The sequence below is a fragment of the Nocardioides jejuensis genome (assembly GCF_004337475.1).
Taxonomy (GTDB): Bacteria; Actinomycetota; Actinomycetes; order Propionibacteriales; family Nocardioidaceae; genus Nocardioides; species Nocardioides jejuensis.
Map to the genome: position 1 here is coordinate 248,242 of NZ_SJZJ01000001.1, position 23,493 is coordinate 271,734.

At 69.9% G+C, this 23,493-nt stretch carries 25 protein-coding genes and 1 tRNA gene; 7 read left to right on the forward strand and 19 right to left on the reverse strand.

Translation table 11 applies throughout. From position 1 onward, the window contains the following. From EPD65_RS01195 to EPD65_RS01220, 6 genes are all read right to left on the reverse strand, one after another. Positions 1-1,206 (reverse strand): type II secretion system F family protein, encoded by a 1,206-nt coding sequence (locus EPD65_RS01195; protein ID WP_131581119.1) that lies wholly within the window; start codon positions 1,204-1,206, stop codon positions 1-3. A 1-nt stretch (position 1,207) separates the two neighbouring features. Beyond that, positions 1,208-2,935: a GspE/PulE family protein gene (locus tag EPD65_RS01200; protein WP_131581121.1), complete on the reverse strand. Its 1,728-nt coding sequence runs from the start codon at positions 2,933-2,935 to the stop codon at positions 1,208-1,210. A 3-nt stretch (positions 2,936-2,938) separates the two neighbouring features. Further along, a complete protein-coding gene (locus tag EPD65_RS01205) occupies positions 2,939-4,039 on the reverse strand; it encodes a type IV pilus twitching motility protein PilT (protein ID WP_131581123.1) in 1,101 nt (366 codons plus the stop codon). An 87-nt stretch (positions 4,040-4,126) separates the two neighbouring features. Further along, on the reverse strand, positions 4,127-4,459 hold the full coding sequence (locus EPD65_RS01210; protein WP_131581125.1) for a type II secretion system protein: 333 nt from the start codon (positions 4,457-4,459) through the stop codon (positions 4,127-4,129). Between the two features lie 194 nt (positions 4,460-4,653). Further along, positions 4,654-6,210 carry an adenylate/guanylate cyclase domain-containing protein gene (locus EPD65_RS01215; RefSeq protein ID WP_165872836.1) on the reverse strand — a complete coding sequence of 519 codons (1,557 nt, stop codon included), beginning with the start codon at positions 6,208-6,210 and terminating at the stop codon, positions 4,654-4,656. An 84-nt stretch (positions 6,211-6,294) separates the two neighbouring features. Continuing rightward, positions 6,295-6,368, reverse strand: a tRNA-Met gene (locus tag EPD65_RS01220). An 80-nt stretch (positions 6,369-6,448) separates the two neighbouring features. On the opposite strand from EPD65_RS01220, the gene EPD65_RS01225 reads away from it, so the two are divergent. Next, complete coding sequence (locus tag EPD65_RS01225; protein ID WP_131581129.1) at positions 6,449-7,084, forward strand: GDSL-type esterase/lipase family protein; 636 nt, start codon at positions 6,449-6,451, stop codon at positions 7,082-7,084. Positions 7,085-7,111: 27 nt separating this feature from the next. Beyond that, the gene (gene eda / locus EPD65_RS01230) at positions 7,112-7,759 is read left to right on the forward strand and encodes a bifunctional 4-hydroxy-2-oxoglutarate aldolase/2-dehydro-3-deoxy-phosphogluconate aldolase (RefSeq protein WP_131581131.1); all 648 of its coding nucleotides are present in this window, start codon (positions 7,112-7,114) and stop codon (positions 7,757-7,759) included. A gap of 2 nt (positions 7,760-7,761) precedes the next feature. On the opposite strand, the gene EPD65_RS01235 is transcribed toward eda, so the two are convergent. The 5 genes from EPD65_RS01235 to EPD65_RS01255 are packed head-to-tail and all read right to left on the reverse strand — an operon-like array spanning position 7,762 to position 13,167. Beyond that, positions 7,762-10,761: a UPF0182 family membrane protein gene (locus EPD65_RS01235; RefSeq protein WP_131581133.1), complete on the reverse strand. Its 3,000-nt coding sequence runs from the start codon at positions 10,759-10,761 to the stop codon at positions 7,762-7,764. Beyond that, entirely contained in the window at positions 10,758-11,303 is a 546-nt protein-coding gene (locus tag EPD65_RS01240) for a PPA1309 family protein (RefSeq protein WP_131581135.1), read from the reverse strand. The genes EPD65_RS01235 and EPD65_RS01240 overlap by 4 nt, the downstream gene beginning before the upstream one ends. Further along, a complete protein-coding gene (locus tag EPD65_RS01245; RefSeq protein ID WP_131581137.1) occupies positions 11,287-12,432 on the reverse strand; it encodes a YlbL family protein in 1,146 nt (381 codons plus the stop codon). Before EPD65_RS01245 ends, EPD65_RS01240 begins: the two co-directional genes overlap by 17 nt. Continuing rightward, the gene (locus EPD65_RS01250) at positions 12,425-12,661 is read right to left on the reverse strand and encodes a hypothetical protein (protein ID WP_131581139.1); all 237 of its coding nucleotides are present in this window, start codon (positions 12,659-12,661) and stop codon (positions 12,425-12,427) included. Before EPD65_RS01250 ends, EPD65_RS01245 begins: the two co-directional genes overlap by 8 nt. Before the next feature lie 17 nt (positions 12,662-12,678). Continuing rightward, complete coding sequence (locus tag EPD65_RS01255) at positions 12,679-13,167, reverse strand: molybdenum cofactor biosynthesis protein MoaE (protein WP_131581141.1); 489 nt, start codon at positions 13,165-13,167, stop codon at positions 12,679-12,681. Between the two features lie 23 nt (positions 13,168-13,190). Here EPD65_RS01255 and EPD65_RS01260 point away from each other — a divergent pair, with 23 nt between their 5' ends. Both EPD65_RS01260 and EPD65_RS01265 read left to right on the forward strand, forming a co-directional pair. Next, complete coding sequence (locus tag EPD65_RS01260; protein ID WP_131581143.1) at positions 13,191-14,510, forward strand: zinc-dependent metalloprotease; 1,320 nt, start codon at positions 13,191-13,193, stop codon at positions 14,508-14,510. Continuing rightward, complete coding sequence (locus EPD65_RS01265; protein WP_131581145.1) at positions 14,507-15,085, forward strand: NUDIX hydrolase; 579 nt, start codon at positions 14,507-14,509, stop codon at positions 15,083-15,085. Before EPD65_RS01260 ends, EPD65_RS01265 begins: the two co-directional genes overlap by 4 nt. Before the next feature lie 16 nt (positions 15,086-15,101). Here the strand turns inward: EPD65_RS01265 and EPD65_RS01270 are convergent, their stop codons facing one another. From EPD65_RS01270 to EPD65_RS01280, 3 genes are all read right to left on the reverse strand, one after another. After that, positions 15,102-15,638 carry a M48 metallopeptidase family protein gene (locus EPD65_RS01270; RefSeq protein ID WP_131581147.1) on the reverse strand — a complete coding sequence of 179 codons (537 nt, stop codon included), beginning with the start codon at positions 15,636-15,638 and terminating at the stop codon, positions 15,102-15,104. Between the two features lie 18 nt (positions 15,639-15,656). Next, positions 15,657-16,709 carry a PHP domain-containing protein gene (locus tag EPD65_RS01275; RefSeq protein ID WP_131581149.1) on the reverse strand — a complete coding sequence of 351 codons (1,053 nt, stop codon included), beginning with the start codon at positions 16,707-16,709 and terminating at the stop codon, positions 15,657-15,659. A 322-nt stretch (positions 16,710-17,031) separates the two neighbouring features. After that, a complete protein-coding gene (locus tag EPD65_RS01280; protein ID WP_131581151.1) occupies positions 17,032-17,835 on the reverse strand; it encodes an enoyl-CoA hydratase/isomerase family protein in 804 nt (267 codons plus the stop codon). 153 nt (positions 17,836-17,988) lie between these two features. Between EPD65_RS01280 and EPD65_RS16125 the strand changes: the two genes are divergently transcribed. Both EPD65_RS16125 and EPD65_RS01285 read left to right on the forward strand, forming a co-directional pair. Continuing rightward, positions 17,989-18,147, forward strand: coding sequence for a DUF5679 domain-containing protein (locus EPD65_RS16125; protein ID WP_165872837.1), 159 nt, complete (start codon positions 17,989-17,991; stop codon positions 18,145-18,147). A 123-nt stretch (positions 18,148-18,270) separates the two neighbouring features. Further along, on the forward strand, positions 18,271-19,191 hold the full coding sequence (locus tag EPD65_RS01285; protein WP_131581153.1) for a hypothetical protein: 921 nt from the start codon (positions 18,271-18,273) through the stop codon (positions 19,189-19,191). 29 nt (positions 19,192-19,220) lie between these two features. Here EPD65_RS01285 and EPD65_RS16130 read toward each other — a convergent pair whose 3' ends face one another. The 4 genes from EPD65_RS16130 to EPD65_RS01300 all read right to left on the reverse strand — a co-directional run bounded on the left by EPD65_RS16130 (position 19,221) and on the right by EPD65_RS01300 (position 22,203). Then, positions 19,221-19,358 (reverse strand): hypothetical protein, encoded by a 138-nt coding sequence (locus tag EPD65_RS16130; protein ID WP_165872838.1) that lies wholly within the window; start codon positions 19,356-19,358, stop codon positions 19,221-19,223. A gap of 53 nt (positions 19,359-19,411) precedes the next feature. After that, positions 19,412-19,693, reverse strand: a complete 282-nt coding sequence (locus EPD65_RS01290) for a WhiB family transcriptional regulator (protein WP_131581155.1) — start codon at positions 19,691-19,693, stop codon at positions 19,412-19,414. A 112-nt stretch (positions 19,694-19,805) separates the two neighbouring features. After that, a complete protein-coding gene (locus EPD65_RS01295; RefSeq protein ID WP_131581157.1) occupies positions 19,806-20,006 on the reverse strand; it encodes a hypothetical protein in 201 nt (66 codons plus the stop codon). Between the two features lie 157 nt (positions 20,007-20,163). Then, the gene (locus tag EPD65_RS01300; RefSeq protein ID WP_131581159.1) at positions 20,164-22,203 is read right to left on the reverse strand and encodes an ATP-dependent DNA helicase UvrD2; all 2,040 of its coding nucleotides are present in this window, start codon (positions 22,201-22,203) and stop codon (positions 20,164-20,166) included. Positions 22,204-22,306: 103 nt separating this feature from the next. Here EPD65_RS01300 and EPD65_RS01305 point away from each other — a divergent pair, with 103 nt between their 5' ends. Continuing rightward, a complete protein-coding gene (locus tag EPD65_RS01305; RefSeq protein WP_131581161.1) occupies positions 22,307-22,549 on the forward strand; it encodes a mycoredoxin in 243 nt (80 codons plus the stop codon). Positions 22,550-22,558: 9 nt separating this feature from the next. Here EPD65_RS01305 and nudC read toward each other — a convergent pair whose 3' ends face one another. Further along, positions 22,559-23,476, reverse strand: a complete 918-nt coding sequence (nudC, locus tag EPD65_RS01310) for an NAD(+) diphosphatase (RefSeq protein WP_131581163.1) — start codon at positions 23,474-23,476, stop codon at positions 22,559-22,561. Positions 23,477-23,493: the final 17 nt, after the last annotated feature.

A 23,493-nucleotide genomic window follows, 5' to 3' on the forward strand; every position in this document is an offset into this window, starting at 1 on the left:
TCAGATCTCCACCTGGTTGAAGATGCCGTACATCGCCGAGACCAGTGCCACGGCGACGAAGCCCACGATCAGGCCCATCACGATGATCACGAGCGGCTCGAAGAGTGCAGTCAGCTTGGCGATCTTGTAGTCGAGCTCGGCCTCGTAGTACTCCGCAGTGACCTCGAGCTGGGTGTCGAGCGAACCGGTGTCCTCGCCCACCCGCAGCATCGAGGTCGCAGTACCCGGAAAGAGCTGGGTACGCGCGAGTGGACCCGCGATCCCCTGCCCCTCGAGCATCTGCTGGGACACCTCGCCGAGCCGCCGCACGAAGACCCGGTTGCGCAATGCGTCGGTCGTCACCCCCAGGGCCTCGGTCAGGCTCACGCCAGCACTCACCATCGAAGCGAGCACACGGCAGAAGCGCTCGACGAGGGCGTACTGGATCGTCTGGCCCAGGACCGGCACCTTCAGGAGGAACGCGTCGCGTGCGTACTTGCCTGCCTGGAACCGGGTCGCGACCACGTAGATCAGGACCAGCACAGCAAGGCCACCGAGCAGGGCCCACCACCAGTCACCGAGGAACGCGGTGAAGGCCATGAGCATCCGGGTCGGCAGCGGGAGCTTCGCGTCGAGGTCCTCGAAGAAGGTCTGGAACTTGGGAAGCACGTAGACCGCCAGCACGACGACGGTCACGATCGACATGACGGAGACGACCGCGGGGTACATGAGGGCCGACTTGATCTTGCGTCGGGCCTCCAGGTCGCGCTCGATGTAGCGCGAGAGACGGGCGAGAACAGAGTCGAGCTCGCCGGTCAGCTCAGCCGACCGCACGATTCCGCGATAGAACGGCGGGAAGACCCTCGGGAAGCGGTCCAGCGTGTCGGAGAACCGTTCGCCGGAGCGAAGCCCGTCTTCGATGTCGTTCATCATCCGCCGGACAGAGGAGTTCTCGCTCTCCGCACCAATCGTGTGCACCGCCTCCAGGATCGGCAGCCCTGCGCGGAGGAACGCCGCGATCTGGCGCGACAGGTGCATGACCTCGACACGCTTGATCCTCGGTCCGGAGATCTCGTAGTTGAGCACGCTCTTCTTCTCCGTGACGCGCAGGTCACGGAGCTCCTGCTGATAAAGCGCCACCTCCGCGTCGCCACGAGACGCGGCGCGCTGGGTGCCCTTGACCCGGTCACCACCGAGATCGACTCCGACGTAGGCGAACTTCGGCATCTCAGACTCCTGCCACGTAGATGGAACGCATGACCTCAGCGGGCGTGGTGATGCCCTCGGCGACGAGCCGGGCGCCCTGCTCCTGCAATGTCCGCATGCCCTCGCTCCGGGCTAGCTTCCGCATCTCGTCGTGCGGCACGCGGTCGACGATCCGTTCACGGACCTCGTCGGTCACGGTGAGCAACTCGTAGACGCCGATGCGCTCGAGGTAGCCGGTGTGGGCGCAGAGGTGGCACCCGACCCCGTGCACGAACCCGTCGGTCGGCTCCGGTGCCCCGAAGCTGCGCAGGAAACCCATCTCTTCGACGGTCGGCTGGTACGGCGCCAGGCAGCTGGTGCAACTGCGCCGTACGAGCCGCTGCGCCATCACGGCACTGACCGACGACGCCACGAGAAAGGCCTCGATCCCCATGTCGAGGAGACGGTAGAGCGCAGACACCGCCTCGGTCGCGTGCAGCGAGGAGAGCACCATGTGGCCGGTGAGCGCCGACTGGACGGCAATGCGAGCGGTGTCGACGTCACGGATCTCACCGACGAGGATCACGTCAGGGTCCTGGCGCAAGATCGACTTGAGGCCGCCAGCGAACGTGATGCCCGCCTGCTCGTTGATCTGGATCTGGTTGATCGAGTCGAAGGTGTACTCGACCGGGTCCTCGATCGTCATGATGTTGCGGTCGACCGTATCGAGCTCGCCGAGCGAGGCGTAGAGCGTGGTCGTCTTGCCACCGCCCGTCGGCCCCGCGCAGATGATCATCCCGTAGGGCTGGTGCACCAGGCTGCGGAAGCGATCAGCGGTGTCGTCTGGCATGCCCAGCTGGGTCAGCTGGAAGAGCGGCCGGCTCTTGTCAAGAAGGCGCATGACCACCTTCTCGCCGCCGATCACCGCCGTCGTTGCGACGCGGATGTCGACCTCGCGGCCCTCGACGTTCATCGAGATCTGACCGTCCTGAGGACGGCGTCGCTCAACGATGTTCATCCCGCCCAGGATCTTCAGACGGCTGACCAGCGCGGGGCCGATCGACCCGGGAAGGTCCAGGACGTCGTTGAGCGCGCCGTCGATGCGGTACCTCACCCGGACGCGCTCCCCCGCCGGCTCGATGTGGATGTCGGAGGCGCGGTCCCGCAGGCCCTGCGTGATCACCTTCTGCACGACCTGCACGACGGGAGCGTCCTCGTTGACCAACGCAGTTTCCTGCGCTGCGTCCTTGCGCAGCTGGTCGCGCGCCTCGAATGCGAGGACGTGGGTTCCCACCTCGCGGGTCGCCTTGTACTCCGCGTCGAGGGCCCGGTAGAGCGCGCGGTAGGTCGCGACGACGGGCCGCACGTTCCGACCGACGGCCTCCGCCACGACGGCGACGTGCTCGGGAGAGGGGTCGAGGACCGCGACCATGACCTGGTCCTCCTCAACGGCGATCGGCAAGGCACAGAGCTCACGCGCGCGTTCCGCGGACAGCAGGACGACTGCCTCGGGATCCGGGTCCTCGCGGAACTCGGTCGTCTCACAGCCGAAGTTCTCCGCAACCAGCCGGGTCAGTGCGTCGTCAGTGACGACGCCGGCCCGCATCAGTTCCGCCGCGAGCTGGCTCTCCGGCGCCCCGGTCCGGAGCGCATCGAGCTGATAGGGCTCGATACGGCCGGCTGCCACCAGCAGGTGGGCGATCCGTTCGTCGTACGCGTCAGGCGAGGCGGCTGGTGCCACAGCCTCGGGCCGACGGCCCTTGAACTTCATGGCTCACGACCTGACTGCCTGGACGATCCGAGGCCGGACCTCGATCTCCTTGGGGTGCAGGCTCCTCGCAGCGGCCTCCTCGACGCTGACGACTCCCGCCTGGACGAGGGCCGACAGAGACGTCTCCAGCGTGCACATGCCGTCCTGGGCACCGGTGACCAGCGAGTTGCGCAGTTGGTGGGTCTTGCCTTCCTTGATCAAGTTGCGCACGGCCGGAGTCGCCGTCAGGACCTCGTACGCCGCGACCATGCCGCCGCCGATGCGCGGGATCAGGCGCTGGTACACCACGCAGCTGAGCGCAGCAGCGAGCTGGACCCGGATCTGTTCCTGCTGGCCTGCGGGGAAGACGTCGACCATACGCGCGAGGGACTGTGCGGTGTCGTTGGTGTGCAGCGTCGCGAAGACAAGGTGGCCAGTCTCGGCGACCGTCAGGGCGAACTGGATGGACTCGAGGTCGCGCATCTCGCCAACCAGCAGGACATCGGGGTCCTCGCGGAGCACGCTGCGCAGCGCATCGTGGAAGTTGTCGGTGTCGGTGCCGACCTCGCGCTGGTTGACGGCAGAGAGCTTGTGGTCGTGGACGTACTCGATGGGGTCCTCGACCGTGATGATGTGGGCGCCGCGCCTGGAGTTGATGAGGTCGATCAGCGACGCCAACGTGGTCGACTTGCCGGAGCCGGTGGGGCCGGTCATCAGGATCAGGCCCTGGTGCATGAGGGCGCAGTCACGCAGTGCCTGCGGCAGGCCCAGGTCGTCGGGCGACGGGATCGCGCGCGGGATCATGCGCAGCGCGACCGCGGTGACACCGCGCTGAGTGAAGGCGTTGCCGCGGATCCGGGCGTGCTCACGCCAGGAGAAGGAGAAGTCAAACTCGTACTGCTCGTCCCAGACCTTCACCTGGTCGGGGGTGAGGACCTCGCGGAGCAGGGCGTCGGTGTCCTCGGACTCGAGGGGCCGCGCGTCCGGGATCGGCGTGAGCGCTCCGTCGACCCGGATCATCGGCGGAAGGCCGACGGTCAGCAGGAGGTCGGTGCCCTGGTGCTGCCACAGGACGTCGAGCAGCCGATCGATCGTGTCGCCGACGGCATTCAGGTGGGTGTGCATGTGGCCCTCGCAGGTGGGAGTGGGTGGGAAACCGAGGGGCGGAGGGTCGCCGGGATTGGCGACGACCCTCCGGACCCCTGCGAGGGTTCAGCAGGACGAGCCCTTGGTGGGCGCAGCCGGCGTGCCACCGACGTCGATGTTGGCCTTGCCGGTGTTGCTCGGGTCGCTGTGCAGGAAGCCCGGCTTCAGGTCGCCCCACGTCGCGGCGTCGGTGCCGTTCTTGGCGTAGTAGGCCTCCGCGGCGGTCAGGGCCGACTCGTAGTTCGCCTGGCACGCGGCCTTGTCACCCCGGTCGACGATGCCGCGGACGGAGAAGACGACGATCGCGGCGAGCACGCCGAGAATGACGATGACAATCAGGAGCTCGATGAGCGTGAAGCCGTTGTCGCCGCGGCGACGGGCCGTGAGGGAGTTGGCCATGACTGGGGTCCTTTGCGGGAGTGGGAGGGTTCCCGAGACGTCCTTTGAGACAACACCCAGTGGACTGCCGACCGCCTGACCTCGGGGCCTCATTGGCCCTAGTCACTTGTGATCTGGGGAGAACCCCAGTCCCTCTGGGGTGGAACCCCAGACATTCGACGACCGCCACCCGCCGGCCGTCGATCAGCGCAGGCTCAGGTGCGGCCCGGCACGCGGCTCAGCTCACGCGGAGCGAAGAGCTCCACGGGCTCCGCCTTGCCCTTGAGCGCCATCCCGCCGCGCGGCTCGAACGTGCGATCCCCCACCAGGAGACGGCGGGTTGCGTCGGTGATCAGCACGTCGTCGCCGGTCTGACGCGTCGCAGCCTCGACCCGTGCGGCAACGTTGACCGCGTCACCGATGACGCTGAAGTTGAGCCGCCCCGCACCGCCGAGCGGGCCGGCGACCACCGTGCCGCTGTTGACGCCGGCAGCCACGGTGAGGCCCGAGGGACCGTCAGCGACGACCCGCACGATCTCGCAGGCCGCCTCGACCGCACGGTCGGCATGGTCGGCGAGCGGACGCGGGCTGCCGAAGACCGCGAGCATCCCGTCGCCGAGGAACTTGTCGACGTGGCCGCCGTGCTTCTCGACCACGGGGACGATCGCGGCGAACATCTCGTTCAGCGTCGCGATGACCTCGGGAGCGGTCGCCTGCTCGGCGTACGACGTGAAGCCGCGGACGTCGCAGAAGAGGATCGAGACCGTGACCTCGACGCCCTCGGGCGGCACCTCGCCGGACAGGATCAGGTCGACGACACCACGATCCATGTACGTGCCGAACGCCGCCCGGATCTCCTCGCGCTCCGCGAGCCCGTGGGTCATCGTGTTGACGTCGTGGGCCAGCTCCCCGAGCTCGTCGCTGGTCACGACAGGGGTCCGCGCGCTGAAGTCGCCGCTCCGCACCCGGCCGAGCTGCACACGGATCCGCCGGACGGGGCCGGTCACGGCATCACCGAGCAGCACGGTCAGCTCGAGCGCCAGGCCGATGCCCACCGCCAGGGCGACCACGGTGGTGATGGCCAGCGCGCGGGCTCCGTCGGCATGACCGAGCAACCCGACGGTCAGCATCGACGCGGTGGTGGTGTACGCCGGCACGGCGAGCTTGAACCGTCGGGCCAGCGAGAGGCCGCCCGGCCGGAAGTCCACGTCGTCGGGGAGCCGCTCGGCGATCTCGTCGAGCATCGGCCGCGCCAGCAGCTCACCGATCGAGTAGTTCACCGCGGTGCCGTAGTACGCCGGAACGGCGCACGCCAGCGCCATCGCAGCTGCACCGCCCCAACCCGCGTCCCAGCGCCAGGCGGCAACGGCCGTCGCGGGCACGACCGCCAGCACGTTGATCCGTGCCGCGTGCCGCCGGAAGGTCGCCCAGGTGTTGGTGGCGGCAAGGTGCCAGACCTCGGCCGTCTCCCGGTCGGTGGGCTCTGCCTTGGTCCGCCACTCCTGGAAGCGGACGAGCAGCGGCCGCGTCCGCAGCGCGGCGTACCCGATGGAGAGGATGGTGAGCGCGCCCCCGACGACGACCACCGGCAGCACCTCGGCGAGCGGCGGGTCGAAGTAGGTCGCGAGCAGTGCCACGGTCACACCCGCGACGAGCACCGAGCTGGTCCCCTGCGCCGCTGCCATCACCAGCCAGTAGCTGGCCTTCGTCCCGCACCGGCGGTAGAGCCACCGGACGAGCCGGTCGCGGGCGGAGGCGGGAGAACGGACCATGGGCGTCATCCTCGCAGCGAGCAGCCCGCACTGCGAGGAAATGGCAGAAGGCCCGGACCAGATGGTCCGGGCCTTCGCACTTTGTAGCGGGGACAGGATTTGAACCTGCGACCTCTGGGTTATGAGCCCAGCGAGCTACCGAGCTGCTCCACCCCGCGTCGGTGAACACAACCTTACGGGACAGGCAGTCAGGCACCAAATCGGCCCCCGGCGACCGCCCTGCGACCCACAATGAGGCATGAACTCCGACCGCCGGTTCAGCCTCGTCGTCCCGATGGTCCGCTCCGTCGTGAAGGACCGGATGGGCGCAACCCGACGTCGCCACTTCGCCACGGTGCCCGTGCCGCCGCGCCGTGTCCTCTTCCTCGGCGACTCGATCACGGAGGGCGGTCTCTGGCCAGACCTCTTCCCGGACCTGCCCACGACGAACCGCGGCATCGGCGGCGAGGCGACGTACGACCTGATCGAGCGGCTCGACGAGGCGATCAACGCTCCACTCGCGGTCAGCCTGATGATCGGCACCAACGACCTGCATGGGCCGCGAGCGCTGCGCGACCTGCGCGGCATCGCCGCGCGCCACGACGAGATCGTGGCGCGGATCCGCACTCTGGCCCCGGACGCGCAACTGCTGGTCAACAGCCTGCTCCCCCGCACCAACCACTTCCGCACGCACCTGCAGACCCTCAACGAGTGGTACGCCGCCTCGGCCGGGCGCCACGGAGCGACGTACGTCGACCTGTGGCCGACGTTCGCGACGGCGGAGGGGACCATGCGTCCGGACTACTCGCGAGACAGCCTGCACCTCACTCCAGCGGGGTACGTCGCCTGGGCCGACACATTGCGTCCATACATGAGCACTCTTTTGCTTGATTAAAACGCAAAAGTGAGAGACCGTGCTCACATGAGCATCCTGTCGATCAGTCCTGTCATCCCCGCCGTGGTCCTCGACGACCCGAGCCGCGCCGTCAACGTCGCGCGCGCCCTCCTCGACGGCGGCATCGGCGTCGTCGAGGTCGCAGCGCGGACGCGCGAGTCCCTCGTCAGCATCGAGCGGATCGCGACCGAGGTCCCCGAGATCGTCGTCGGCGCCGGCACGATCACGCGCACCACCCAGGCGGTCATGGCGGCTTCCGCGGGTGCCTCGTTCATCGCCTCCCCCGGACCCACGCCGACGCTGGTCGAGGGCATCCTCGAGACCGGCCTCCCCTACCTCGCCGGCTGCTCCACCGCGGGCGAGGCGATGGAGCTGATCGAGCACGGGCTGACCGAGGTCCGGTTCTTCCCCGCCGAGGCATCCGGCGGTCCGGCGTACCTCGGTGCACTCGCGGGCCCCCTGCCCAGCCTGCGCTTCTGCGCCACCGGCGGCATCAGCCTCGCGAACGCCGGTCGCTACCTCGCCCTGCCGAACGTCAGCGCCGTCGGTGGCACCTGGATCGCCCCCGCCGACCGGATCCGTGCCCACGACTGGGCAGGGATCACCGACCGCGCCCGCCGCACGATCGACCTGCTCGTCGCCCTGAGCTACCTGCAGGAATCGGTCAGCGCCTGACGTCAGTCCTTCGTCGTGGCGGACGGCTTCGCCGACGGGCTGGGCGAAGTCGTGGCCGACGGAACGGCGGTCGGCGTCGCCGATGCGCTCGGCGTGGCCCGCGACGCCTCGAGCGCGCGGTTGACGAGGCGCTCGGCGGCATCGTTGTGCTTCTGGTACGCCGCCAGGTCACCGTCCTTCAGCGCCGCCTTGGCCTTGCCGAACTCGCGGTCAGCCTGCTGCAGCAGCGTCAGGACCTGGTCGTCGAGTCCCCCCGTGCCCTTGCCCGGCTTGCCCTTGTCGCCGCCGGACGTCGCTGCGCCGTCGACCCGCAGCACCTCGGCGATGGCCTCGGACATCGTGTTGGCAATCGCGTAGCGGTTGCCGAACGAGACCAGCACGAAGTTGAGCACCGGGAAGTTGCCCGTGCCGTCAGCGCGCTGTGTGTAGAGCGGCTGGACGTAGAGCAGGCTGTCACCCACCGGCAGGGTCAACAGGTTGCCGTAGACCTTGTGCACGTTGGTGGACACGTTGAACTGCTGCAGCTGCCGTGCGATCGAGGAGTTCGAGGCGAAGTCGCTCTCGACCTGGCTCGGACCGCGCACCGGACCGCTCGCAGGCAGCTCGAGGATGTGGATCTTGCCGTAGCCGGGACGTGACGCATCGCCGTCCACCGAGGCGAACGCCGCGAGGTTCTGGTTCTTCGTCGGCACGAAGGTCGTGGTCAGCGAGAAGACCGGCGAGCCGCCGTCCTCATCACGCACGGAGAGCCGGTACGGCGGCTGCAGCTGCGTCGCGGCACCAGCCGTCGTCGGGCTCGTCGGATCGTTCGGCACCTGCCACTTCTCGTTGCCGCTGAAGAAGGTGGTCGGGTCGGTGACGTGGTAGCGCGCCAGCTGGTAGCGCTGCACCTTCCAGAAGTCCTCCGGGTAGCGCATGTGCTCCAGCAGGTCCTTCGGGATGTCCGCACGATCCTTGACCGTCCCGGGGAACGCCTTGCGCCAGGCCTTGAGGATCGGGTCCTTCTGGTCCCACTCGTAGAGCGTCACCGTGCCGTCGTACGCGTCGACGGTGGCCTTCACCGCGTTGCGCATGTAGTTGATCTCGTCGGTGGGCAGCGTCCGGAACTCCGTCGACGGCGCGAGCGAGTCCGAGGTCATGTCCTTGTAGGAGCCGCGCTGCGACAACGGGTACTCGTCGGTCGTCGTGTAGCCGTCGAGCAGCCAGACCACCTTGCCGTCGACGATCGCCGGGAACGGGTCGCTGTCGACCGTGAGCCATGGCGCGACCTTCTCCACCATCCGGCGCGGGTTGCGGTCGTAGAGGATCTTCGAGTCCGCGTTGACCCGCTGCGACAGGGCGATGTTCTGGTCGCCGTACTTCCACGCGTAGAGGATCTGGTGGAAGAGGCTGCCGATCGGCACGCCGGCCTTGCCGTCGTACGTGCTGGTGGAGTCCTTGTCGCCCTTGGTCGGCTGGTCCAGCTCCACCGAGCGGGTCGAGCCCTTCGGCTGGCCGACGATCGAGTAGTTCGGCGACTTCTCGCCGAAGTAGATCTGGGGGCGGTAGCCGCTCGGTGCCAGGTCGCTCGACGCGTCACCGTCGCCGGCACCCGCCCACTCCGGGTCTGCGGGCAGCGGGATCTCGTTGCCGTCCGCGTCGCGCTGGTTTCCGTACGCCGCGAGGACGCCGTAGCCGTGCGTGTAGACGGTGTGGAGGTTCTGCCAGTTCTTCGCCTCATCGGCGATGCCGGACTGGTCGAGCTCGCGGACTCCGAGCACGATGTCGCGCTCCTTGCCGTTGACCTGGTAGCGGTCGACGTCGAGGACGTCCGCGACGGTGTAGTAGCGGCGCAACTGCTGCTGGTTCTCGAAGGCCTTGCGGATCAGCTGGGGGTCGACGAGCCGGATGCCCGGCACGTTGGCCAGCTCGGCGCGCTGATCGGCCGCGCTGAGCGTGCTCTTGCCGGTGTACTGGCTGACGTCAGTGTCCGCGATCGCATAGGCCTCGCGGGTCGCCTTGATGTTGCGCTCGATGTACGGCAGCTCCTTGTCGCCCAGCGACGGCTTCACCTGGAACTGCTGGACGACGCCCGGCCAGATCATGCCGAGCAGGATCGCCGAGAGGACGAGCAGCGCGAGACCGACCGACGGCAGCAGCCACGTGCGCTGGACGACGTTCGCGAAGAAGAGGATCGCGCAGATGATCGCGATCGACATCAGGATCAGCTTCGCCGGCAGCACCGCGTGGTTGTCGGTGTAGGTGACACCGTCGACGATCCCGCCGCCGGCGCTGAGCAGGTCGTAGCGATCGAGCCAGTAGTCGGCCGCCTTGCCGAGCACGAAGAGGCCCAGCAGCACGGAGATCTGGGCAGCGGCAGGGCCGGAGAGCCGGTCGCGCGTGGCCTGCAGCCGGATGCCGCCATAGAGGTAGTGGACGACAAGCACCACGATCAGGGAGACGACCGAGACGGCCATCGCGAAGTTGACGATGTGGTGCAGCCACGGCAGGTCGAAGACGTAGAAGCCCTTGTCCCGGTGGAAGTACGGATCCGTGCTGCCGAACGGGACGCCGTTGCGCCACAGCAGGTAGTCCCGCCACGAGTCGGCGCCTGCAGTGCCGGCGAAGCCACCGGTGACCAGGGCCAGGCCGCCGAGCACCCAGAACCGCACCGGCTCGATCGCCTGGCGATAGCGGTCGAGCCCGACCTGCTCGGCGCTCGCCGGACGGAACATCGGACGCAGCCGGTACGCCACGACGACGTTGGCCGCCACCACAACGGCCATGACGCCACCGAAGACGAGGAAGAGCCCGATCTTCGTCAGGATCAGCCGGTTGAAGACCGAGCTGAAGCCGGTCGAGGAGAACCACAGCTTCTCGGTCCAGAAGCTGGTGAAGCCGCTCATCGCGAAGAAGAGCACGAGCATGATCGCCGCAGTGATCAGGACGCCGCGGGCCCAGCCGGGCCGGCTCACCGGCTCCGGGGCTGCGGACCCGGACCCCTCACCGAACATCGAGCTCATGCCTCATCCTCCAGCGTCGCTCCAAGCAGCGCCAGCAGGGCGGGAACGAGGTTGATGCCACCGATCACGTCGTCGGTGGTGTCGTGGGCGCGGAGCCGGAGCGTGCACCAGGCAGCGCCGTGGCGCGTGACGCCAGCGACGATGCGCACCTCCTGGCGATCGGGATGATCCGCGGCGAACGCCTGGGCCTCCTCCAGGCCCTCGGGGACCTGGCCCTCGACGGCGGGCGGCAGGACGAGACGCTCCACGACGGCGGCGCAGCCCGCGACCTCCGGCGGCCAGCCGATCTGCTCGAGCACCTGCTCCAGCTGCTGTCCCGGCTCGAGGTCCTGCTCGACCGGGGTCAGCGACCCGTCGGCATCGCTCGCGTCCAGGCCCAGGGCAGCGGCGAGCGCCGGCTCGCGCGCAACGAGGGCACGGGTGTCGACGAGGGCGAAGAGCCGGGCCTGGCCGTCCCATCCGGACTCGGCGGCGTGCTCCTCGATCTCGACGACGGCGGCCGCCAGGGCAGGGTCGAAGGCGGGGTCACTGAGCTCGGTCATGCTGGAGCACCTCTTCGCAGGTCGGGAGCTTGGCGCGGTGGTCCGCGGCGTACAGGGAGACGGTCTTTTCTGCGTCGTCGAGCGTCGCGACGGCGGCCAGCCGCATGCTGCCCGGGTGAGCCGTCACGGCTTCGTCGCAGTTGCTGGCAGGCACGAGGAAGAGCGACGCACCATCCTGGCGGGCGCCCACGATCTTCTGCTGGATGCCGCCGATCGGGCCGACGAGTCCCTCGGCGTTGAGCATCTCTCCGGTGCCGGCGATGTGCGCGCCGCCGGTCAGCGACCCCGGGGTCAGCGTGTCCGCAATGGCGAGCGCGAACATCAACCCCGCGCTCGGGCCACCGATCTGGTCCGGCAGGTTGATCGTCACCTTGAACGGGAACTTGTAGTCGAACGCCGCCTGGACCCCGATGACGGTCCGGCCGTCGACGACGCGCGGCGTGACCGGCACGGAGAGCTTCTTGCCGTCGCGCTCGACCACGAAGGTCAGCGGCTTGTCCGGCGTCGCGTGCGAGATGACCCGAACGACGTCGTCCCAGACCCGGATCGGGTGGCCGGCGATGCTGACGTAGCGGTCGCGCTCGGCCAGCGCGCCGTCGGCCGGGTAGCCCGGCGAGATCGGGCCGACCACCGGCACGCTCGGCACCTTGATGCCGAGGTGCTCCAAGGCCGCGGCGATCGCGACGTCCTGCGACGTCGACATCTGCACCGCGGACTGCTTCTGCTCGGACACCGCCGTGTCCGAGGCACCGTAGACGTCCTCGGCGGGCCGCACGGCCTCGTCCTCGGAGAGCCAGGCGATCATCGCGGACAGCAGGGGTACACCGGTCTTCGGCGGCGTCGCCCGGATGGTCGTCATCCGCAGCTCGCCGTCATCGGGGTAGGTCTTGTGACCCTCGACCTGGATCCGCTCCGTGCCGCGCACCTCCGACAGCAGGTCGACCGTCGTGCCGCGCTGGAAGCGCACGTACGGAAGGGGTACGGCGGCCATCGTCACCGCACCGACCACGGTCACCGCGGCCGCGACGAGCGTCGCGACGGTGTGACGGCTCATCCGCTGCGTCACGAGGTCGTAGTCGCGATGGTGGACGCGGGCCTCGTCACCCGGATCCGCCACGACCTCACTCACCACGCGAGGGCCGCACCGCGATGCCGGTGCTGCGATCGCGCGGTCGTGAGGCGGCCGGACCGGTCACCTTCTGACCCGGGTGCTCCTTGCGCAGGGCCCGCGCCATCCGCTCGGCCGCGACCTCGGGGTCGACGCTGCCGCCGCCCTTGCCAGCCCACATGACCCACGCGATCGCAGCGAGCGTGACGACGACGGGCGGAGCCAGCCACCACAGGATTCCCAGGTCCACGGTCGCAGCCTACGGGGTCAGGGGGTGCCGACCCACTCATCCGAGCCGTCGGCGAAGCGCTGGTGTTTCCAGATCGGGACCTCGGCCTTGAGCGTGTCGATCAGGTCGCGCGTCGCAGCGAACGACTCGCCCCGGTGCGCGGCCGCCGTGGCCACGATGACGGCGATGTCGCCGATCGCCAGCGTCCCCACGCGGTGCACAGCAGCCAGGGCCAGGACGTCGTGTCGGTCGGCCACCTGCTCGCAGACCGCACGCAGGCGCTCGAGCGCCGTCGGGTGGGCGGAGTAGTCGAGGCCCGTGACGGCCAGGCTGTCGCCGTACGCCGCGTCGTCACCGTCGCCGTGCCCGCAGCCGCCCCGGCGGTCGTGGTCGCGGACCCGGCCGATGAAGAGGTTGAGACCGCCTGCTGCGTCATCGCCCAGCGCGTCGATCACAGCGACGACGTCCAGCGGCGTGTCCTCGATCGCAACGAGCCGTACGGCGCCCCTCTCACGTCCGTCCGTCATGCGCGGAAGGGTACCGTGATCGCATGAGTGAGACTCCCGGCCCGGGCGATCAGGGCGAGCCGAAGAACCCCTTCGAGGGCACGCCTTTCGAGCAGATCCTCGGGCAGTTCCTCGGACAGGGTGCGGGCCAGGGCGGTGCCGCTGGCATGCCCGACCTGAGCGCCCTGTTCAGCCAGGTCCAGGCGATGATGCAGCCCTTCGAGGGCCCGGTGAACTGGCAGCTCGCCACCGACCTCGCCCGGCGTACGGTCGCGGCCGAGCCGGACCCGTCCCCCGATTCCGCGCAGGTCACCGCCGTCGCCGACGCGGTGCGTCTGGCTGACCTGTGGCTCGACGAGGCCACCGACTTCTCCAGCGGCGTGACGTCGACGGCGGCCTGGAGCAGGGCCGAGTGGATCGAGTCGACCCGTGAGGTCTGGCAGCGACTGGTGGAGCCGGTTGCCGAGCACGTCGTCGCGGCGATGGGCAAGGCGCTTCCGGCCGAAGCGGCCGCGATGGCGGGCCCGTTCCTCGGCATGCTCACCCAGATGGGCGGCGCGATGTTCGGCAGCCAGATCGGCACCGCCATCGGCGGACTGGCCTCGGAGGTCCTCACCGCCTCCGACATCGGCCTGCCGCTCGGCCCGACCGGTCGGGCAGCACTCGTGCCGACCAACATCACGGCGTTCGCGGAGGGCCTCGACGTCTCCCGCGACGACGTCATGCTCTACCTCGCTCTCCGCGAGGCCGCGCACCAGCGGCTGTTCGCGCACGTGCCCTGGCTCCGCGAGCACCTGCTCACCGCCGTCGCCGACTACGGCCGCGGCATCACGATCGACACGGCGGGCATCGAGGAGCAGATGCGGTCGCTCGACCCGTCGAACATGGAGGAGATCCAGTCGGCCCTCGAGGGCGGGCTCTTTGCGCCGTCCAAGACCCCGGCGCAGGAGGCCGCCCTGGTGCGCCTCGAGACCACCCTCGCGCTCGTCGAGGGCTGGGTCGACGAGGTCGTCGGCCAGGCCACGGCACAGCGCATGCCCGCCGCCGCGAAGCTCCACGAGGCCGTACGCCGTCGCCGCGCCGCCGGCGGACCCGCCGAGGAGACGTTCGCCGCCCTGGTCGGCCTTGAGCTGCGGCCGCGCCGCCTGCGGGACGCCTCGACGCTGTGGGGTTCGCTGCGTACGCGTCAGGGTGTCGAGGCCCGTGACGCCGTCTGGCTGCACCCGGACCTGCTCCCCTCGGCCGAGGACCTCGACGACCCGCTGGGCTTCCGCGAGGGCCTCGACATGCCGTCCGAGGAGATGTCGCCCGAGGACTTCGACGCCGCGCTGCAGCAGCTCCTCGACGGACCGTCGGACGAGTGAGCCTGCACGCCGACGCGAGCCGCGTGCTCGCCGACTGGGTCGCGCCCACGGACGACCAGGAGCAGCTCCGCCAGCGGTACGCCGAGGTGCTCTCCGCCCGCCCCGATGCGATGGGCCGCTCGTGCCGACCGGACCACCTGACGGCGTCCACGCTGGTCATCTCGGCCGACGGCTCGTCGGTGCTGCTGACGCTGCACGCGAAGGCGCAGGCCTGGTTCCAGTTCGGCGGGCATTGCGAGGACGGCGACGCCACGCTCGCGGGTGCTGCCCTGCGTGAGGCGCGGGAGGAGTCCGGGCTCTCCGACCTCGCGCTGGACCCGGTGCCGGTGCAGCTCTCGGAGCACGCGGTGCCGTTCTGTGGCGGGCCGCTCTCCGATGCCGAGTCGGGTGGTGACCCCACGCGCACCGTGCACCACCTCGACGTTCGGTTCGTGGCGGTCGCTCCGGCCGGCGCCGCGCATGCCGTCAGCGAGGAGTCGCTCGACGTCCGTTGGTGGCCGGCCGATGCGCTCCCTACCGAGGACCAGGACATGATCGAGCTCGTCGCCCTCGCGAAGGACCGGCTCGGCTTCTGATCCCGACGCGTGCAGGTCAGCCGATGTCGGAGTCGTCCTCGCCATCGGGCTCGAGGCGGGCACCCGCGGAGTAGCCCTCGAGGTAACCCTTGGCCTTCTCGGCCTGCGGGTAGTTGGACACCCACGCCCAGAACTCGTCGGTGTGCCCCGCCTCGATCAGGTGCGCCAGCTCGTGCACGAGGACGTAGTCGACGACCCAGCGCGGCATGTCATGCAGGCGGTCCGAGAGCCGGATCGTGCGTTCCCCCGGCGTGCACGAGCCCCACCGGGAGCGCTGGTTGCTGACCCAGCGCACTGAGTCCGGCTTCGCGAGCCCGCCTAGGTAGGTGTCGGAGAGCTGCTTCGCTCGCTTCATCAGGTCGACATCGGTCGATCGCTTCGCGCGCTCCGTGCGGCTGAGGAGCCGCTTCACGATCCGCTCGACTTCGAGCTTCTCCTGGGCCTTCGACAGGCTCGACGGGATCATCACGATCACCCGGTTGCCCTCGAGGCGCGCAGCGATGGTGCGACGACGCTGCTTGGAGCGGCGTACCTCGACCTCGGGAGTCCCCATGGACCCGGAGAGTAGCGCTCAGAGACGAAAACGTGGCGTAGCCCACTCCAGCAGGCGGTCGACCGGCCACGTCGTCACGATCCGGTCCGGGTCGATCCCGGCGGCCTCCGCGCGTTCGGCGCCGTACGCCAGGAAGTCGAGCTGGCCGGGAGCGTGGGCGTCGGAGTCGATGGAGAAGACGCAGCCAATGTCGCGTGCCAGCTCAAGCAGCTTCGTCGGCGGATCGCGGCGCTCGGGGCGGGCGTTGATCTCGACGGCGACACCCTCCTCGGCGCATGCCTCGAACACCACCCGCGCGTCGAACGTCGACTGCGGTCGCGTCCCCCGGTTGCCGGTCACCAGCCGCCCGGTGCAATGACCCAGGACGTTGGTGAACGGGTTGCGCACGGCGTTGACCATCCGCCGGGTCATCGCGTCGCGGTCCATGGCCAGCTTGGAGTGCACGCTGGCCACCCGTACGTCGAGACGCGCCAGCATCTCGTCGGTCTGGTCGAGCCGGCCGTCGTCGAGGATGTCGACCTCGATGCCCTTGAGCAGGGTGAAGGTGCCCGCCAGATGCGCGTTGACCGCGTCGACGACGTCGAGCTGACGGGCCAGCCGCTCCGCCGACAGCCCGTTGGCGACCCGCAGCCGCGGCGAGTGATCGGTGAGCACCTGGTACTCGCGACCGAGCTCCATGGCGGTGATCGCCATCTCCTCGATCGGCGATCCGCCGTCGGACCAGTCCGAGTGGCTGTGCAGGTCGCCGCGGATCTGGGTCATCAACGCCTCTCCCCCGGCGACGAGCGGCCCGCCGTGGCGCGCCTCGAGGTCGGCGAGACGCTCGGGCATCTCGCCACGCACCGCGGCCTCGATGACCTTCGCCGAGCTGGCGCCGATGCCCGGCAGCTTGGTCAGGGTCCCGGCGGCCACCAGGGCAGCCACTTCGTCGGAGGGCATCGGCAGCAGCGTGGAGGCCGCCGACCGGAACGCCTTGACCTTGTAGGAGTCCTCGCGGCCGCGCTCGAGGAGGAAGGCGATGCGCCGCAGCGCGGCGATCGGACCGCCGGCGTACTGCTCCGGAGCGCTCACTTCTTCTCCTCCACAGGCTGGGGAACGACGTTCCGGCTGGTGGCGACGGGGCGAACGGCGCGGCCCGTGCGTGTCGTGCACAGGCTCATCCCGAGCCGGTCCACAGTCAATCGCATCCTCTCAACAGGTTGTCCACATCTTTGTCCACAGGGTGTGGGCAGTGATCCTTACCGAACGGTTGACCCACGCACACATCGCTCCTAGCGTCGGAGCCACGCGAGGCCCCCGGGCTCCGCCGCCGCGCAGGCAAGGGGAAGGCAGGCGCGGCAGGCGCGAGGTTCCGGGGGCCTCCGCTGTTGTGAGGACCGGGTCAGTGCGCGGGTCAGCGCCCGGTGAACTCCGGCATCCGCTTCGCCTGGACCGCCGCAATGCCTTCCTGCAGGTCCTCGGTGCCGAAGGTGATCGGCTGCGCCAGTGCCTCGACCTGCAGCGTCTCGTCGAGCGACGTCCGCTGACGGCGCAGAGTGACCTTCGTGTAGCGCGTCGCGAGCGGCGCGTTGGCGGCTACCTGCGCGGCCGTGGCGAGCACCTCGTCGAGGAAGCCCTCGCGCTCGACCACGCGGGACACCAGGCCCAGCCGCAGCGCCTCGTCCGCGTCGACCAGCCGACCGGTCAGCAGGAGGTCGCGCGCCGCGGCATCGCCGACGACCTCGGGCAGGAGGTAGGAGATGCCCATGCCCGGGTGCAGCCCCAGCTTGACGAACGACGCACCCAGCTTGGCGCCAGCGGCGGCGTACCGGATGTCGCAGGCGAGCGCGATGCCGAGACCGGCGCCAACCGCAGCACCGTTGACGGCCGCGATCGTCGGGACCTCGAGGTCGCGAATCGCGAGCCAGGTCCGGTAGAAGCCGAGCATCTGATCGCGGAGGGCGGGCGTCGGCAGGGCGCCGCTCTCGGCCAGCCACGTGGTGTTGCCTCCCGCGGAGAACGCGCGGCCGGCACCCGTCAACACGACGCAACGGACGGAAGCATCGGCCTTGAGCGATGCGATCGCAGCGGCCCACGACGCGGTCATCTCGTCAGACATTGCGTTCATCTGGTCGGGGTTGTCGAGGGTCAACAGGACGACACCGTCGGACGGACGCTCGATCCGGAGGTGGGTGAGGGTCTCGGACGCAGAAGACATGGCGGCACCCTACGGCGTGGCGCCTCCCACATTCACGCTCAGCCGTGGTCTAGGGTCACGGTGGCTGCGCGGACATCTCGGTGCGTGCAACCCCGGCGGGCTTCCCCACCCTCCCCGCCGTGACGACTGAATGAAAAGAATGAGGAGGCCGTCATGGCTGAGACCTGGAGCGGCGAGTTCTACTGCGTGAAGTGCAAGGAGAAGCGCGAGGCCACGGGCGAGATCCGTGTCAACGAGAAGGGCACCAAGATGGCCAAGGCCGTCTGCCCGGTCTGCTCGACCAACCTGAACCGGATCCTCGGCAAGGCCTGAGTCCGGCGCGCGGCATCTGCCGCACACTGACTTCGACCCCCGGTCCTCACGGACCGGGGGTCGTGTCATTTCCCTGTGGAGGACGTACGACGGCCCGCCGCTGCCCGTGCCAACCTGCGGGTCATGGAGACGACTGAACCGGCCCACCACCCGGGCTTCCCGGCCCGCGCAGCGTTGCGCCCCGGCGTACGCGTGGTGCGCAGGTCCGCCTCGGAGCTGCAGGTGGGCCTCTCCCCGACCGACGCCGTGGTGCTCCCCGACCATCCCGCGGTGAGGATGCTCCTGCACGGCCTCGACGATGGCCGGCCACCCGCGCCGCCGGCCTTCCTGCCGCCGGTCGCGGTCGTCGCCTGCTCGGCCCTGCTCGCCCACAACCTCGTCGTGGACGCCGACCTGTGGTGCCGCGCCCTCGCCGGCACGAGCGGTGCTGCCGCAGCCGCCCGTTCGGCAGTCGTCGCCGAGGCGGGCGACGACGCCGCGACCCGCCTGGCAGCACGGCTCGCTGTGGCGGTCGGCATCGCTGACCAGGGTCTGCCCGAGGCGGCGGCTCACCTCGAGCAGCTGCTGGCGATCGGCGGGATCACCGTCGCGACGGCCAGACGCCCTGATGTCGTCGTCGTGCTGTCCGCAGGCGAGCCCGACCGCTCGGTCCTCGATCGCCTCGTCGGCGACGACGTCCCGCACGTGTCGCTCGTGGTCAGCGAGGGGCGCGTGCGGGTCGGGCCGTTCGTGCATCCGGGCCTGACCTGCTGCCAGCGATGCATCGACGCCCATGCCGCCGAGCAGGACCCCCGGCACGGGCTGGTGATCGAGCAGCATGTCGGCGCTCCACGCGGCCTGTGGGGCCTGCCCTCCCCCGTGCCGGCGGACCTCGTGGCGCTCGCGGTCGCGTTCCTCGCGCGCGACCTGAGCCGCTGGGCCGACGTGCTCGAGCCGGCGACCTGGTCGACCGTCATCGACGTCGACGCGGCGCTGACCTTCCCGCGCACGCACTGGAGCCGCCACGCTGCCTGTGGTTGCAGCAGCAACAGCAGGACGGCGTGACGGCTCCGGATGTGGTCGTGCAGCGTCGGTCAGCGACCGACGCGGCCGAGGGCGAGGCGCGCGTCGTACGCAGCGCGGACCAGCCTGCGGCGACGACGGATGCGTTCGGCCTCAGCCAGGCGCGCGGCGATGAGCTCACGCGCGAGGATCTCCGTCTGGATGTACATCGTGGGTGCTCCGTTCAGGTATCGGTTCGGGAGGGTGGACGCGGTCGGGCGGGTCACGCCGCGACCGCGTCCTTGCGCGGACGGCCACGGGGCCGCTTGCGGGGGATGACCACTCCCTGGAGGAAGAGCTCACCGCCCCACACGCCCCACGGCTCACGCCGCTCGAGTGCGCCGGCCAGGCAGGCTGCCTGGATCGGGCAGGACTGACAGAGGGCCTTGGCGTACTCGACATCGCTCGGCAGCTCTGCGAAGAAGAGCTCCGGGTCATTCGCGTGACACGGGAATCCTTCGGTGGCCAGCTGAACGATGCTGCGCTCGAGAACGCTGGTGGTCATCTGTGTTCACCTCCTGGGGTGTGGACCGGTGGGTCCGGAATTGGTTGGGGAAACGAAAAGGCCGCGGATCCCGGGTTTCGGGTTCCGCGGCCTGGAGGGCGCCTGCACTGACTCAGCAGTGAGGTGGACTCCAGACCTGAACACCCGGGACGTTGCCGGCGACGGCGACGTGCTTGTGGTTGTGGTTGCGCTTGACGGCCGACCAGACGCGGGCGCCACCGAAGGCAGCGGCGGACGGCATGGCAAGGCGCGGCTGCGCGTCGGCAGCGGCGACGGCGTACGGCGCCGTCGTGATCGTGGTCGTGATCTCCATGGGTCCACCTCCTTCGGTGTGTCGGGTGCGAATGTGACGGGACGACGTTGCGGTCGTCCGTGATGACGACCGTAACGTGCCTTGGTTGTCATGGGCAAACCATTTATTGACGAATGTCGTCGAAATGCTGCCAACCGGCCAGCGGCCGGGCTGCGGTTCAGGAACCGGAGACGATGGCGAGGACGTCCTCGCCGTACTGCTCGGCCTTCTTGGCCCCGATGCCGGCGATGCGCAGCAGCGCGCCCGGGCCATCCGGACGGTGCTCCGCGATGAGCTCCAGTGTCTTGTCGGTGAAGACGACGTACGCCGGCACCTTGGCCTCGCTCGCCCGCTCGAGGCGCCACTCCTTGAGGCGGTCGAAGAGCGCCTCGTCGTACGCCGCGGGGCAGCCGTCGCAACGACCGGTCTTGCGCTCCCCCGCGCTCGACAGCGGCTTGCCGCACGTCCGGCAGTGCTGGGCACGGCGGACGCCGGTGACGCTCGGCCGGTTGAAGCTCGACGAGGACTCGGGACGCAGACCGTCGAGGAAGCGAGAGGGCTTGCGGCTGCGGCGCTGGCCAGGGTTGCGCGCGGCCGCCCAGCTCACGCGCAGGTGCAGGCGGGCGCGGGTCAGGCCGACGTAGAGGAGGCGGCGCTCCTCCTCGATCTCGGTGGGCGTCTTCGCGAACGTGATCGGCAGCGAGCCCTCCTGCACGCCGCACACGAAGACGGCATCCCACTCGAGGCCCTTTGCCGCGTGCATCGTCGCGAGCGTCACGCCGCCGGCGACCGGAGCGTGCTGCTCGGAGGCGCGACGGTCCAGGTCATCGACGAAGTCACCGAGGCGGCCGGGGTGATCGACCGCGTAGGCCTCCGCCTGCGAGACAAGCGCCTGCAGAGACTCCCAGCGGTCACGTGCCGCACCGCGCGCGGTGGGCGGCTCCGGCGACCAGCCGAGGCCGGCCAGCGTGCCCGTCACGGCTCCGACGAGGTCGTCGGGGTCGCCCTCGGCACGTGCGGTGCCGCGCAGCAGCGTGATCGCCTGGCGCACCTCCTGCCGGTCGAAGAAGCGGGCGGCGCCACGGATCACGTAGGGCACGTTGCGGGCAGCGAGCGCGTCCTCGAACGCCTCGGACTGCGCGTTGATGCGGAAGAGCACCGCGATCTCGCTGACCGGAGTGCCATCGGCCACCAGCTTCGCGATTTCGGCGGCGACCGCCTCGGCCTCGGCGACCTCGTCGTCGTACTCCAGGTAGCGGACGGAGGCACCGGACGGACGCTGCGCGCGGAGGTCGACGCCCCGCGAGCTCGTGCCGGCGAGCAGGCCGTTGGCTGCCGCGACCACCTCGGGGGTGGAGCGGTAGTTGCGGACCAGCTCGACCTTCGTCGTGCCCTCGAAGCGCTGCGGGAAGCGACGCAGGAAGTCGGCATCTGCGCCGGCGAAGCTGTAGATGGTCTGCGCAGGATCGCCGACGACGCAGATCTCGTCACGACCGCCGAGCCAGAGGTCCAGCAGGGTCGACTGCAGCGGAGAGACGTCCTGGAACTCGTCGACGACGAAGAACTTGTACTGCCTGCGCACCTGCGCGGCGACGCGCTCGTCCTCGGCGAGGAGACCGGCAGTCAGGAGCAGGACGTCCTCCATGTCCATGCGCCCTGCACCGCGCTTGACCTCCTCGTAGGAGCCGTAGACGTGAGCCACCGTGGTCGCGTCGGCGCCGTTGACCTCGCGGCCGCGTCGCGGTGCGACGGTCGCGTAGTCGTCCGGGCTGACGTTGCTGACCTTGGCCCACTCGATCTCGCTGGCCAGGTCGCGCAGCATGCCCTGGTCCGAACCGATCCGGAGCCGGCGCACGGCCTGGGCCATCAGGCCCAGCTTGGACTCGGTCAGCTGCGGCAGCTCCGTGCCGTGGATCGCCGGCCAGAAGTAACGCAGCTGGCGCAGCGCCGCGGCATGGAAGGTGCGCGCCTGGACGCCGGGGGCGCCGAGGTCGCGCAGACGCGTGCGCATCTCGCCGGCCGCGCGCGTGGTGAAGGTGACCGCCAGGACCTCGGTCGGCTGGTAGACACCCTCGGCCACACCGTGGGCGATGCGGTGCGTGATCGCCCGGGTCTTGCCGGTGCCCGCACCGGCGAGCACCTGCACCGGCCCGCGCAGGGCCTCGGCGACGCGGCGCTGCTCGGGGTCGAGTCCGTCAAGCAGGTCGCGTCGAAGCATGGCCGAAGCCTAGACGTGGCCACCGACACCTCGATGCCGGGAATGCACAGGGCGCGTGGCACCGTTGAGCGCACGTCCCTCCCCCGGCCGACCGAGGAACCCGATGAGCCTGACGATGTACAGCACCACGTGGTGCGGCTACTGCCACCGCCTCAAGAGCCAGCTCGACCGCGAGGGCATCGCCTACCAGGTCGTCGACATCGAGAAGAACGAGGACGCGGCGTTCCTCGTCATGCAGGTCAACGGCGGCAACCAGACCGTCCCCACCCTCGTGTACGCCGACGGCTCGGCGCACACGAACCCGTCGCTCGCTCAGGTGAAGGCCAAGATCGCCGAGCTCAACTGACCCACCCGGTCACCACTCGCCGGGCAGCTCACCGCCGTACCAGGCCTCGATGAGGCTGCGCGAGATCGAGATGCCGCGGCCCGGCAGGGCGATCTCGCCGGACTCCGCCTGGGCGCGCAGCTCGGCGCGGGTGAACCAGCGCGCGTCCGCGATCTCGGCCGGATCGATGGTGATCTCGGTCGAGGTCGCCCGTCCGAAGAAGCCGAGCATCAGCGAGCTGGGGAACGGCCACGCCTGGCTGCCGAACCAGCTCACCTCGCCCACCTCGACGCCAGCCTCCTCGCGCACCTCGCGGCGTACGGCGTCCTCGAGCGACTCCCCCGGCTCGGCGAACCCGGCCAGCGTGGAGAAGCGCGTCGGCCCCCACTTCAGGCCACTGCCGAGCAGGCACCGCTCCTCCGCCGTGCCCGGCTCGCCGTCGGTGATCAGCATGATCACGGCCGGCTCGATGCGCGGGAAGTGTTCGCGCGCGCAGCTCGTGCACCGCAGCACATGACCGGAGAGCTCCGGCTCAAGCGCCCCACCGCAGCGGGCGCAGAACCGCGTACGGCTGAGCCACTCGGACATGCCCAGCGCGTGGAAGACGAGGCGGGTGTCCCAGCCGTCCACGAGGAAGTGGCGACCGATCTCGCGCATGCCGACCCACGCGAGCGCATCGTCGCGCCATCCGACGTGCAGGGCGAAGTAATGCGCCCCCTCCTGGTCGCCGAGCAGGATCCGGGTCCCCTCGCCGTGGGCGTCGGCCTCGGCCGGCGTCATCCAGGCGGGGGCGTCGTCGCGCCCGAGCATGAGGCCGCCGCTGACGACGAGGACACGGGTCGTCGGGTCCGCCCACAGCTCGCCGAGCCGGGCGGCGTCGCCACGCAGGTGACCGAGGCGGTCGTGGCTGGTCAGGCTCGGCTGCGCGGGTGCGGTCTGGTCGCTCACGTGTCGATCATGGCAGC